This window comes from Reinekea blandensis MED297, from assembly GCF_000153185.1.
Taxonomy (GTDB): Bacteria; Pseudomonadota; Gammaproteobacteria; order Pseudomonadales; family Natronospirillaceae; genus Reinekea; species Reinekea blandensis.
The window spans coordinates 37714-49974 of the sequence record NZ_CH724152.1 but is presented as its reverse complement, the minus strand read 5'-3'; the positions used below and the strand labels follow the sequence as shown (position 1 = coordinate 49974).

Sequence of the window (12261 nt, the reverse complement as noted above, 5' to 3'; positions counted from 1 at the left end):
CACTTCCTGTGCGCTCTTGTTAAGAGCCCCGTCGCCTTTCGGCGATGTTCCTGTGGGCGTGAAAACTCACCCCCAGAAAAACTTAATCCTGTAAGACAGGAAAAGGCCGGTAACCGTTCAGGCTACCAGCCGTAAGCTCTGAATAGCGAGATGGCTATTCAAATCTCGCAGATTACTTCAACTCAACGCTAGCGCCGGCTTCTTCCAGCTTCGCTTTGATTTCTTCAGCTTCTGCTTTTTCAACACCTTCTTTCAAAGTCGCTGGGGCACCGTCAACCAGGCCTTTCGCTTCTTTCAGGCCTTGGCCTGTGATTTCACGAACAACCTTAATGACGTTAACTTTCTTCTCACCAGCAGAAGTCAGAACAACGTCGAACTCAGTTTGTTCAGCAGCAGCTTCGCCGCCAGCAGCGCCACCGGCAACAACAGCAGCCGCTGCAGTTACGCCGAATTTTTCTTCCATTGCTTCAATCAGTTCAACAACGTCTTTTACAGACATCTCAGCAACAGCATTGATGATATCGTCTTTAGTCAGAGACATGACTTAATTCCTAATCTGTTGAGGCTTAGCCTCATTAAACCGTTAATAAACTACGCAGCTCCCACTTAAGGGATAAACTTACGCAGCTTCCTGTTCTTTCTGGTCACGCAATGCAGCCAAAGTACGAACCAGCTTGCCAGCTGCGGCTTCTTTCATAGTCGCCATCAGTTTCGCAATTGCTTCGTCGTAAGTCGGCAGGCTTGCCAATGTTGCAACAGGTGTAACTTCACCTTCGAACATTGCCGTTTTCAGTTCCAGCTTATCGTTCTCTTTTGCGAAATCCTGCAGAATTCGCGCACCCGCACCCGGGTGATCCATAGAGAATGCGATCAGCGTCGGACCTACAAAAGAGTCCGCCAGAGCTTCATAAGAAGTCCCTGCAACTGCTCGGCGAGCAAGCGTGTTACGTACAACCTTCAGCCATACGTTGTTGTCGCGGGCCAGCTTGCGCAGCGCAGTCATGTCATTTACATCGACTCCACGGGAGTCGGCGATGACGCATGACTGAGCGTCTGCAGCCTTGGTGGCCACCTCAGCAACAATCGCTTTTTTGCCTTCGAGATTCAGTGCCACTGAAAAATCTCCTGTTTATAGCCTCTCGGAAGAGACCTACCTCTTTTTCAACCCCTGGGGGTTGACCTGTTTTAACGGCAACAGAGTCAGCTCATAAATATGGGCTTGGGTTACCGTCTGCGTAGGAAATTAAGAGTGTGACCTCACCTACGGTCTTTGACAGTGCGTCACCTCGCAAGCGAGGCGCACACCCCAAAGTTCTTTAAATATCCAAAGTACCTTGATCGACAACCACACCTGGACCCATTGTGGTCGACAGGCTGACTTTCTTCAGGTAAACGCCTTTGGCAGAAGCTGGCTTCAGCTTCTTAAGATCAGCAATCAAAGCTTCTGCATTCGCTTTAATCGCGGCTGGTTCGAACGCGATTTTACCGATGCAAGCGTGGATAATGCCATTCTTGTCAGTACGGAAACGCGCCTGACCCGCTTTAGCATTCTTAACGGCAGTTGCTACGTCTGCAGTCACAGTACCAACTTTCGGGTTCGGCATCAGACCACGAGGACCCAGCAACTGACCCAGTTGACCAACAACACGCATGGCATCTGGTGAAGCGATAACAACACCAAAATCGAGATCACCGCCTTTCATCTGCTCGGCCAGATCATCCATACCTACCGCTTCTGCACCTGCAGCCTTGGCCGCTTCAGCATTATCGCCCTGCGTAAAAACAGCAACACGCACATCTTTACCAGTACCATGCGGCAGCACGGTAGAGCCACGAACGTTCTGATCGGATTTCCGGGCATCAATACCCAGATTGACAGAAAGGTCGACAGACTCAGGGAACTTAACCGTAGACAGCTCTTTCAGAACAGCAACAGCTTCATCGATACCATACGCCTTGGTTGGATCGATTTTCTCTTTCGCCAGCTTAGCTCGCTTAGTTAACTTAGCCATTACTCAACACCCTCTACATTCAGACCCATACTACGGGCAGTACCAGCGATAGTACGAACAGCCGCATCCATATCTGCCGAAGTCAGATCGGGCTCTTTAGCAGTCGCAATCTCTTCAAGCTGAGCGCGGGTGACCGTACCGACTTTTTCGGTATTTGGTCGACCAGAACCGCTCTGAATACCGGCTGCTTTCTTCAACAGAATGGCAGCTGGAGGAGTTTTGGTAATGAAAGTAAAGCTTCGATCGGAATACACAGTAATAACCACAGGAACCGGCAGACCGGCTTCGAGGCTCTGAGTTTCAGCATTGAACGCTTTACAGAATTCCATGATATTCACACCATGTTGACCCAGTGCTGGACCGACCGGTGGACTCGGGTTGGCCTGACCGGCCTTAACCTGCAGCTTAATATAAGCTTCTACTTTCTTAGCCATTATAGCTTCCTCATTGTGGGTTCTAACGCCTTTCGGCTCCCCATAAACAACCAAAGCGCACCCAAGGGTGCGCTGCGATCATCAGGTTTTTTCAACCTGAACAAATTCAAGTTCAACAGGCGTTGCCCGCCCGAAGATAGAGACCGAGACTTGCAGCCGGCTCTTTTCGTAATTCACTTTTTCAACGGTACCGTTAAAGTCAGCAAACGGCCCATCAATGACCCGAACCACTTCGCCTGGCTCGTAGATCGTCTTCTGAGTTGGCTTATCCGCACCGTCTTTAACCCGCTGCAAGATGGCTTCCGCTTCTCGCGTCGTTAACGGGGCCGGCTTTTCTGCAGTACCGCCAATAAAACCCATTACCCGAGGCGTATCTTTCACCAGGTGCCAGGTCTCATCATTCATTTCCATTTCGACCAGAACGTAACCTGGATAAAATTTACGCTCACTCTTGCGCTTTTTACCATCGCGCATCTCAACCACGGACTCGGTCGGCACCAGTATCTCGCCGAACTGATCCTGCATGGATTGAAGCTCTACCTGCTCTTTGAGGGAACCTGCAACCCGTTTTTCATAACCTGAATAGGCATGAACGACATACCAACGCTTAGACATTCGACAACCTTATCCAATCACCAATGAGACCAACCACCCCAGTAGCGAGTCCACAGCCCAAAGGATTAAAGCTACCACCAAAACGAACCCGATAACAACCAGCGTCGTCTGCACAGTTTCCTGACGGGTCGGCCAAACAACCTTGCGAACTTCTACCCAGGCTTCTTTGCGCAATCGATTAACGGCCTTGCCTTTCTCAGTCGTTATTGCGACGGCCAGAGCAAGCAGAAGGACCACCAACACACCGATCACTCGGAAAATCAGAGATTCTGCAGCAAAGTAGTAATTTCCGCCGATTGCCGCAGCAACCAGGGCAATCACGACAAACCATTTCACGTAGTCAAACGCGGTGTTTGAGGATTTCGCCTGAGCATTCATTCAGCAAGTCACCTATGCTGTCGATTGTTAGAAAATGGCAGGCCAGGAGGGACTCGAACCCCCAACTTTCGGTTTTGGAGACCGACGCTCTACCAATTGAACTACTGGCCTATAACTTATTGGGCGGCGGATTCTAAGCCACCACCCCGTGCTTTTCAAGCACTTAGTAGAGCTTTTTCGATATTTCTTCGAAAAGGCTTTGGTAAGAGATGTGAAGTGCGCGCATGTTATTGAATTTGCGCGAGTTTTTCCAGCCCTTTCATAAAATACTTTAACTTATCTTCTCACTGAACAGCCAAATCACTCATCACTCGGTCATTTGCGACGCGACAACAAAGCAAAGTCGCGCCTTATCAACGATGACCCAAAACCTGCGGCCATAAAAAAGGCCGCTTACGCGGCCCTTTCTTCAGCGTGTGCTCAGATCCGATTACTCGATGATCTTCGCTACAACGCCCGCACCCACTGTACGACCGCCTTCACGGATCGCAAAGCGCAGACCTTCGTCCATCGCGATTGGCGCAATCAGTGTCACGTCCATCTTGATGTTGTCGCCTGGCATGACCATTTCTACGCCTTCTGGCAGCTCACACGCACCGGTTACGTCCGTTGTACGGAAGTAGAACTGTGGACGGTAGCCTTTGAAGAATGGCGTGTGACGGCCACCTTCGTCTTTAGACAGAACGTATACTTCCGCTTCGAAGCGGGTGTGTGGCGTGATGGAACCTGGCTTCGCCAGAACCTGTCCACGCTCAACTTCGTCACGCTTGGTACCACGCAGCAGCGCACCAATGTTCTCACCCGCACGACCTTCGTCGAGCAGCTTACGGAACATTTCAACACCAGTAACGGTGGTCTTGGTGGTGTCTTTGATACCAACAATCTCAACTTCGTCACCTGTGTTAACCACGCCGCGCTCAACACGACCGGTTACAACGGTACCACGACCGGAGATTGAGAAGACGTCTTCGATTGGCAGAATGAACGCGCCGTCGATCGCACGCTCTGGCTCAGGAATGTACTCGTCCAGAGTCTCAACCAGCTTCTTAACCGCGGTTGTACCCATTTCGTTGTCGTCTTTACCTTCCAGCGCCATCAGTGCAGAACCGATGATGATTGGCGTGTCGTCTCCTGGGAACTCGTACTGAGACAGCAGGTCACGAACTTCCATTTCAACCAGTTCCAGCAGCTCTTCATCGTCAACCATGTCCGCTTTGTTCAGGAACACAACGATGTAAGGGACACCTACCTGACGAGACAGCAGGATGTGCTCACGCGTCTGTGGCATTGGGCCGTCCGCAGCTGAACATACCAGGATCGCGCCGTCCATCTGAGCGGCACCGGTGATCATGTTCTTCACGTAGTCGGCGTGTCCAGGACAGTCAACGTGCGCGTAGTGGCGTACTGGTGAATCGTACTCAACGTGAGACGTTGCGATGGTGATACCACGCTCACGCTCTTCTGGTGCGTTGTCGATACCGTCAAACGCGATTGCAGCACCGCTGCCCCATACTTCGTGACATACACGTGTCAGGGCCGCTGTCAGTGTCGTTTTACCATGGTCAACGTGACCGATTGTGCCCACGTTTACGTGGGGCTTGTTACGCTCAAATGTAGCCTTAGCCATACGAATCGCCTTACCAGAGGTTAATGTCAGTACATACTAAAAAGGCAGCCACTGTAGTGCCTGCCTTTAAAAATTTCAAATGGTGCTCACGACGAGATTTGAACTCGTGACCTCTCCATTACCAATGGAGTGCTCTACCACTGAGCTACGCGAGCAAGACTTCTGGAGCGGGTAGCGGGAATCGAACCCGCATCATCAGCTTGGAAGGCTGAGGTTCTACCATTGAACTATACCCGCGCAAAACCCAAAAAAGGGAGTGGTGGAGGGGGACGGATTCGAACCATCGAAGCTTTCGCGGCAGATTTACAGTCTGCTCCCTTTGGCCACTCGGGAACCCCTCCAAACGGGCGCAAAGTTTGCCCTAAGGCTTACCTTGTGTCAACCAGAAAAATGAATTTTTTTAAGCAATTACAAGTACTTAGCGAACTTCAAATTTCTGCAGCCTCCCCCGCGATGCGAGGAGCGGCGCATAATAGTGGGTGAAAAAAACAAATGCAACCCTAATTGCAGCGGTAGCGTGAGAATTCCGCACGAGGATAGGCACCGAGCACCGACTCTAGTGTCTGATCGGTGATCAAACCTGCGTCTTCTCGACTGATTATCAGCTGAGTAGCTTCACCTGAATGCTCGCGAGTGACAATGTCACTGCTAATACTCAAACCTTCTAGCTCACTGACTTTTCGCTCCGCGCCTTGCTGATTACTGAACACACCTAAGGACAGTGCATTTTCATACCGGCCAGATGTGATTACGTAGCTATCAAGACCTTTTGCTGCAATTGCCTGTAGCTCGTTGCGGGCTGCGTCATTACTGGCAAAAGGCCCGACAATTACCTGGTAATCAGTCCGCAGTACAACTTCAACCTGAGTCCGAGATGGAACCACTTCCAGCGCGCGCAAACGGGACTCTACAACGCCGAGTCCATCAGTTTCGGTTAAACCGCTTATCCGTATACACTGCTGCGAGGGTCGCTGTTGCACAGATGGCGCACTCGCTTCAGAAGCCTGGAGTCGACTCAGCTGGGATGACGTTAAGTTCAGATTGTTAAACTGTGCACCAACGCCTGACGACGCCACCGGTGCAGGCTGCGTTCCTTCCCAGTAAAGATACCCGCCAACAGCAAGGTTTACAGCCAGTAGGGACATGAGAATCCACTTCATTTATATTCCTTCTGGAATAGAGTGTTTGGCATAGACTGCCAGTCCATCCAAAACCAAATTGTCGATTACCCGATGTGGGGTCTTTAAGTGCTGGGCAATGTAATGCCGATCACCACCACTAACCAATAAAGTACCGTTTGGGCAAAACCTTAACACGGTCTGTTCGATTAACGCGACCGCACTCATCACGACTCCGTAACTGATACAGGATTCAGTATCACGCCCCAAAGCCCCATCTGTCTGGAGTTCAACTCGCTTCAACTGAGCAGCCTTACTCCCCAGTGATTGGTTACTCATCTCCAAACCAGGACCAATACTACCACCCAGATGGTGGTTGTCAGAATCGATTACATCAATTTTTAGTGCCGTACCTGCATCTACCACAACAACGCCCTGCCCCTCCTGCCATTGCAGCGATGCAAGCATGGCAAGCCAACGATCTACGCCCAGGCGGGCGACGTCTTTATAGGCCAGTAACAGACCTTGAAAGCCTTGTTCTACCTTGGCGAGTAGTACGTCCTGCAAAACTGATTCATCCGTTCCTCGACTTTCGAGTTGACCGCTGACATCGGCACAAAAAATTCGCTTAGGATCTTGGGTCGAAACCCACTGTAAAAACACAGTGAAGTCATTAAAGACGAACTCTGAACGGCCAGAACGAACTTTGATCCTCGTGTTCCCGATGTCAATTAACAAGGCATCATTCACCATCGCACAGACACCTCTCCACCGTTAAACGTGCGAACCTGCCCGTTCGTATCCCGCAATTTCAATTGACCTTTTTCATCGATTCCCATCGCGATGCCGCTGATAATCTGCTCACCCTGATGCACGTTAATCGTTTTGTTTTTTAAAAAGTCGAGTTCATCCCATCGTTCAAGCTGAGTCGACACTCCCACCTCTGTGGCATGGGACAAATCCTGAGTAATACGTTCACACAACCCGGCAAGCAACGAACTGCGATCAAGGCAGGGCTCATCCTGGGCAAACAAACAGGTAGCTTCTCGGTCTGTTCCCTGAGGCGCACGATAAACGTTCAAACCGACACCAATGACCAGCAAGGCTTCGTCCTGAGGGCTTCCCCTGAGTTCGCAAAGAATACCACCCAGTTTCTGCCCATCCACATAGAGGTCATTTGGCCACTTTAGTTGCACCTTCTTATTCAACTTATAGTTAAGGTACTGAGCTACGCTTAAGCCAACCAGGACAGAAGCCAGGTACAGTAAATCAAGACTCCACTGTCGTTTGCTACTCAAGGTGAACATCAAACTGGAAGCCAGAGGGCTAACCCATTGACGCCCTCGACGACCGCGACCAGTACTCTGAAACTCCGTTGAATAGAGATGCCACCGTTGATCTGTATAGTGAGCCGTTAACGCTGTTTCATTGGTGGATCCGGTTTCCAGAGAAATATCCACAACGCCAAAACCCGCCCGGGTAGATGCATTCATTGCGGATAAAATTCGATTCTTATCCAATAAGTCAATCGGTTCGGCTAAGCGATAACCCTTACCACGCACTTTATGAATGTCCAGGCCGTAACCCTGTAACTCACGAACCCAGGTAGAAATGGTCGCACGGGTGACATGAAAATGACTTGCCATCGCCTCCCCGGATACAAAGTTTTGGCTGGCAAGCTGATGAATTATCTGGATGGTATTTTTCAAAACGAGGGGAATTACCTGTGTCTATCGTCGGTGTCTTTTTACCATAACCCGAATGGGATATCAGGCGATATTAATAGGTTCGTTTTTCAATGAAGACTATCTGTAGGAGCGAGCCTGCTCGCGATCCTATTCAGGCGCGATTGCTAAGCGATCGCCTGCCGGCAGGCTCTTACAGACCGCTCACCTTTCCCGCAGGCCATAAAAAACCCCAGCAAGTCGCCTTGCTGGGGTTCGGTTTGGGAGCCTGACGATGACCTACTCTCACATGGGGAAGCCCCACACTACCATCGGCGATGCGTCGTTTCACGGCTGAGTTCGGTATGGAATCAGGTGGGTCCAACGCTCTATGGTCGTCAAGCAAACTGGCTGGGATTGCATCAGCTGGTACGTGTTAGCTCATGCCCCAATTCGTTTACTAATAAAGTTCTCTTTGCTTTCGCTTCTTCACTGCAGCCCTTCCGGGTACCAACTCTTGGCTTTCTCAGCCTCGTATCCAATATCTTTCTTCGCACAACCTTGCGCACATAAACACCTTGGGCGTTATATGGCCAAGCCTCACGGGCAATTAGTACAGGTTAGCTCAACGCCTCACAACGCTTACACACCCTGCCTATCAACCAGTTAGTCTTACTGGGCCCTTTAGGAGACTCGAAGTCTCAGGGAAAACTTATCTTGAAGGGGGCTTCCCGCTTAGATGCTTTCAGCGGTTATCCCGTCCGAACGTAGCTACCGGGCAATGCCATTGGCATGACAACCCGAACACCAGAGGTTCGTCCACTCCGGTCCTCTCGTACTAGGAGCAGCTCTTCTCAATTTTCCAACGTCCACGGCAGATAGGGACCGAACTGTCTCACGACGTTCTAAACCCAGCTCGCGTACCACTTTAAATGGCGAACAGCCATACCCTTGGGACCGGCTTCAGCCCCAGGATGTGATGAGCCGACATCGAGGTGCCAAACACCGCCGTCGATGTGAACTCTTGGGCGGTATCAGCCTGTTATCCCCGGAGTACCTTTTATCCGTTGAGCGATGGCCCTTCCATACAGAACCACCGGATCACTATGACCTACTTTCGTACCTGCTCGACTTGTCTGTCTCGCAGTCAAGCTGGCTTGTGCCATTACACTAACCTCCTGATTTCCGACCAGGATTAGCCAACCTTCGTGCTCCTCCGTTACTCTTTGGGAGGAGACCGCCCCAGTCAAACTACCCACCACACACGGTCCGCAACCCCGTATAGGGGCCCGCGTTAGAACCTCAAAGGTATCAGGGTGGTATTTCAAGGTTGGCTCCACAGCAACTGGCGTCACTGCTTCAAAGCCTCCCACCTATCCTACACAAATACATTCAAAGTCCAGTGTGAAGCTATAGTAAAGGTTCACGGGGTCTTTCCGTCTAGCCGCGGATACACTGCATCTTAACAGCGATTTCAATTTCACTGAGTCTCGGGTGGAGACAGCGCCCCCATCGTTACACCATTCGTGCAGGTCGGAACTTACCCGACAAGGAATTTCGCTACCTTAGGACCGTTATAGTTACGGCCGCCGTTTACCGGGGCTTCGATCAAGAGCTTCGCTTACGCTAACCCCATCAATTAACCTTCCGGCACCGGGCAGGTGTCACACCCTATACGTCCACTTTCGTGTTAGCAGAGTGCTGTGTTTTAAGTAAACAGTCGCAGGGGCCTGGTATCTTCGACCAGCCTCAGCTTAAGGAGCAAGTCCCATCACCAAGGCCGGCGTGCCTTCTCCCGAAGTTACGGCACCATTTTGCCTAGTTCCTTCACCCGAGTTCTCTCAAGCGCCTTGGTATTCTCTACCTGATCACCTGTGTCGGTTTAGAGTACGGTTCCAATACAGCTGGAGCTTAGAGGCTTTTCCTGGAAGCAGGGCATCAATTACTTCGGGCTCCGTAGAACCACCGTCATCACCTCTCAGCCTTACGAAGAACCGGATTTACCTAATTCTTCAGCCTACAAGCTTGAACCACGACAACCAACGCGTGGCTAACCTAGCCTTCTCCGTCCCCCCTTCGCACTGTATTGAAGTACCGGAATATTAACCGGTTTCCCATCGACTACGCTTCTCAGCCTCGCCTTAGGGGCCGACTCACCCTGCCCCGATTAACGTTGGACAGGAACCCTTGATCTTTCGGCGTGCGGGTTTTTCACCCGCATTATCGTTACTCATGTCAGCATTCGCACTTCTGATACCTCCAGCATGCTTCTCAACACACCTTCAACGGCTTACAGAACGCTCCTCTACCACTTGCCAAAGGCAAGTCCGTAGCTTCGGTACTATGTTTGAGCCCCGTTATATCTTCCGCGCAGGCCGACTCGACTAGTGAGCTATTACGCTTTCTTTAAAGGATGGCTGCTTCTAAGCCAACCTCCTAGCTGTCTGAGCCTTCCCACATCGTTTCCCACTTAACATAGATTTTGGGACCTTAGCTGACGGTCTGGGTTGTTTCCCTTTCCACGACGGACGTTAGCACCCGCCGTGTGTCTCCCGGATAGTACTCACTGGTATTCGGAGTTTGCAAAGGGTTGGTAAGTCGGGATGACCCCCTAGCCTTAACAGTGCTCTACCCCCAGTGGTATTCGTCCGAGGCGCTACCTAAATAGCTTTCGAGGAGAACCAGCTATCTCCGAGTTTGATTGGCCTTTCACCCCCAGCCACAGGTCATCCGCTAACTTTTCAACGTTAGTCGGTTCGGTCCTCCAATTGATGTTACTCAATCTTCAACCTGCCCATGGCTAGATCACTCGGTTTCGGGTCTACACCTTGCGACTGGACGCCCAGTTAAGACTCGGTTTCCCTACGGCTCCCCTATACGGTTAACCTCGCCACAAAATGTAAGTCGCTGACCCATTATACAAAAGGTACGCAGTCACCCCACAAGGAGGCTCCCACTGCTTGTACGTACACGGTTTCAGGTTCTATTTCACTCCCCTCACAGGGGTTCTTTTCGCCTTTCCCTCACGGTACTGGTTCACTATCGGTCAATCAGGAGTATTTAGCCTTGGAGGATGGTCCCCCCATATTCAGTCAAGATTTCTCGTGTCCCGACCTACTCGATTTCATGCTGTTTGGTTTTCGTGTACGGGGCTATCACCCACTATGGCGGCACTTTCCAGAGCCTTCCACTAACGTCCACAACACTTAAGGGCTGTTCCCCGTTCGCTCGCCACTACTTAGGGAATCTCGGTTGATTTCTTTTCCTCCGGGTACTTAGATGTTTCAGTTCCCCGGGTTCGCCTCCATGAGCCTATGTATTCAGCTCAGGATACCTGCCTTATGACAGGTGGGTTTCCCCATTCGGATATTCTCGGATTAACGCTTGTTTATCAGCTCCCCGAGACTTTTCGCAGATTACCACGTCCTTCATCGCCTCTGATTGCCAAGGCATCCACCGTGTACGCTTAATCACTTGACCATATAACCCGAAGGCGTCTATGAACAAGGATCGTACGATAATATTAGATACGCTTGAGTCAGTATGTAACTCCAGCAAGGTCGGCTAAAACCTGCCTTTGTTACCTACAGTTCATTCTTCTTAAGCTACACTTAAGAGAATGAGAGAACTTCATTAGATTGTTAAAGAACAACTGCGCTTTCGCAGAGCGAAACATTTCATGCAAATGCAACACTTCGCTGTGCAAAATCGTAAGATCGTGATTGGTAGGACTAGGCAGACTTGAACTGCCGACCTCACCCTTATCAGGGGTGCGCTCTAACCAGCTGAGCTATAGTCCTATTTCTTGGTAGTCACCAAAGCATGGTGGAGCTATGCGGGATCGAACCGCAGACCTCCTGCGTGCAAAGCAGGCGCTCTCCCAGCTGAGCTATAGCCCCATAAAAGCGATCTTATTCAAATCAAGTAATTCGTTGTGAGCACTTGCAAGTCTTGCTTAAGGAGGTGATCCAACCCCAGGTTCCCCTAGGGTTACCTTGTTACGACTTCACCCCAGTCATTAACCACACCGTGGTGAGCGCCCAATTTTAAGCTACCCACTTCTGGTGCAATCAACTCCCATGGTGTGACGGGCGGTGTGTACAAGGCCCGGGAACGTATTCACCGTGACATTCTGATTCACGATTACTAGCGATTCCGACTTCATGGAGTCGAGTTGCAGACTCCAATCCGGACTACGACGTACTTTGTGAGATTAGCTCCACCTCGCGGCTTCGCAACCCTCTGTATACGCCATTGTAGCACGTGTGTAGCCCTACTCGTAAGGGCCATGATGACTTGACGTCATCCCCGCCTTCCTCCGGTTTGTCACCGGCAGTCTCCTTAGAGTCCCCGACATTACTCGCTGGCAACTAAGGATAGGGGTTGCGCTCGTTACGGGACTTAACCCAACAT

The 12261-nt window shown here is 50.8% G+C and carries 10 protein-coding genes, 6 tRNA genes and 3 rRNA genes (1 of these 19 only partly in view); all 19 read right to left on the bottom strand.

The window, feature by feature from the left end:
* Positions 1–172 precede the first annotated feature (172 nt).
* Entirely contained in the window at positions 173–541 is a 369-nt protein-coding gene (rplL, locus tag MED297_RS11910) for a 50S ribosomal protein L7/L12 (protein ID WP_008045236.1), read from the bottom strand.
* 78 nt (positions 542–619) lie between these two features.
* Positions 620–1114 (bottom strand): 50S ribosomal protein L10, encoded by a 495-nt coding sequence (rplJ, locus tag MED297_RS11905; protein WP_008045235.1) that lies wholly within the window; start codon positions 1112–1114, stop codon positions 620–622.
* 202 nt (positions 1115–1316) lie between these two features.
* A complete protein-coding gene (rplA, locus tag MED297_RS11900; RefSeq protein ID WP_008045234.1) occupies positions 1317–2012 on the bottom strand; it encodes a 50S ribosomal protein L1 in 696 nt (231 codons plus the stop codon).
* Positions 2012–2446, bottom strand: a complete 435-nt coding sequence (gene rplK / locus MED297_RS11895) for a 50S ribosomal protein L11 (protein ID WP_008045226.1) — start codon at positions 2444–2446, stop codon at positions 2012–2014. Before rplK ends, rplA begins: the two co-directional genes overlap by 1 nt.
* 81 nt (positions 2447–2527) lie before the next feature.
* A complete protein-coding gene (gene nusG / locus MED297_RS11890) occupies positions 2528–3061 on the bottom strand; it encodes a transcription termination/antitermination protein NusG (protein ID WP_008045224.1) in 534 nt (177 codons plus the stop codon).
* Positions 3062–3070: 9 nt separating this feature from the next.
* Complete coding sequence (secE, locus tag MED297_RS11885) at positions 3071–3439, bottom strand: preprotein translocase subunit SecE (protein ID WP_008045223.1); 369 nt, start codon at positions 3437–3439, stop codon at positions 3071–3073.
* Between the two features lie 35 nt (positions 3440–3474).
* Positions 3475–3550: transfer RNA gene (locus MED297_RS11880), tRNA-Trp, on the bottom strand.
* A 319-nt stretch (positions 3551–3869) separates the two neighbouring features.
* A complete protein-coding gene (gene tuf, locus MED297_RS11875) occupies positions 3870–5066 on the bottom strand; it encodes an elongation factor Tu (protein ID WP_008045221.1) in 1197 nt (398 codons plus the stop codon).
* Between the two features lie 80 nt (positions 5067–5146).
* Positions 5147–5221, bottom strand: a tRNA-Thr gene (locus tag MED297_RS11870).
* Between the two features lie 8 nt (positions 5222–5229).
* Positions 5230–5303 (bottom strand) — tRNA-Gly (locus MED297_RS11865).
* A 20-nt stretch (positions 5304–5323) separates the two neighbouring features.
* Positions 5324–5407, bottom strand: a tRNA-Tyr gene (locus tag MED297_RS11860).
* Between the two features lie 159 nt (positions 5408–5566).
* Positions 5567–6226: an SPOR domain-containing protein gene (locus MED297_RS11855; RefSeq protein ID WP_008045220.1), complete on the bottom strand. Its 660-nt coding sequence runs from the start codon at positions 6224–6226 to the stop codon at positions 5567–5569.
* Entirely contained in the window at positions 6227–6937 is a 711-nt protein-coding gene (locus MED297_RS21335; protein WP_008045219.1) for a type III pantothenate kinase, read from the bottom strand.
* Positions 6931–7893 (bottom strand): biotin--[acetyl-CoA-carboxylase] ligase, encoded by a 963-nt coding sequence (locus MED297_RS11845; protein ID WP_008045218.1) that lies wholly within the window; start codon positions 7891–7893, stop codon positions 6931–6933. The genes MED297_RS21335 and MED297_RS11845 overlap by 7 nt, the downstream gene beginning before the upstream one ends.
* A 242-nt stretch (positions 7894–8135) precedes the next feature.
* Positions 8136–8251 (bottom strand): 5S ribosomal RNA (rrf, locus tag MED297_RS11840).
* A gap of 186 nt (positions 8252–8437) precedes the next feature.
* Positions 8438–11328, bottom strand: a 23S ribosomal RNA gene (locus MED297_RS11835).
* Positions 11329–11571: 243 nt separating this feature from the next.
* Positions 11572–11648, bottom strand: a tRNA-Ile gene (locus tag MED297_RS11830).
* Between the two features lie 23 nt (positions 11649–11671).
* A tRNA-Ala gene (locus tag MED297_RS11825) sits at positions 11672–11747 on the bottom strand.
* A gap of 57 nt (positions 11748–11804) precedes the next feature.
* Positions 11805–12261 (bottom strand): 16S ribosomal RNA (locus MED297_RS11820) (it continues 1073 nt past the right edge of the window).
* The 16S, 23S and 5S rRNA genes sit together here with 2 tRNA genes alongside, the layout of an rRNA operon.

What these genes read in the sequence shown, in the direction of transcription:
- tuf (WP_008045221.1), bottom strand. Translation starts at nt 5,066, where the DNA reads ATGGCTAAGGCTACATTTGAGCGTAACAAGCCCCACGTAAACGTGGGC.
- rplL (WP_008045236.1), bottom strand. Translation starts at nt 541, where the DNA reads ATGTCTCTGACTAAAGACGATATCATCAATGCTGTTGCTGAGATGTCT.
- secE (WP_008045223.1), bottom strand. Translation starts at nt 3,439, where the DNA reads ATGAATGCTCAGGCGAAATCCTCAAACACCGCGTTTGACTACGTGAAA.
- MED297_RS21335 (WP_008045219.1), bottom strand. Translation starts at nt 6,937, where the DNA reads ATGGTGAATGATGCCTTGTTAATTGACATCGGGAACACGAGGATCAAA.
- rplK (WP_008045226.1), bottom strand. Translation starts at nt 2,446, where the DNA reads ATGGCTAAGAAAGTAGAAGCTTATATTAAGCTGCAGGTTAAGGCCGGT.
- MED297_RS11855 (WP_008045220.1), bottom strand. Translation starts at nt 6,226, where the DNA reads ATGAAGTGGATTCTCATGTCCCTACTGGCTGTAAACCTTGCTGTTGGC.
- rplA (WP_008045234.1), bottom strand. Translation starts at nt 2,012, where the DNA reads ATGGCTAAGTTAACTAAGCGAGCTAAGCTGGCGAAAGAGAAAATCGAT.
- nusG (WP_008045224.1), bottom strand. Translation starts at nt 3,061, where the DNA reads ATGTCTAAGCGTTGGTATGTCGTTCATGCCTATTCAGGTTATGAAAAA.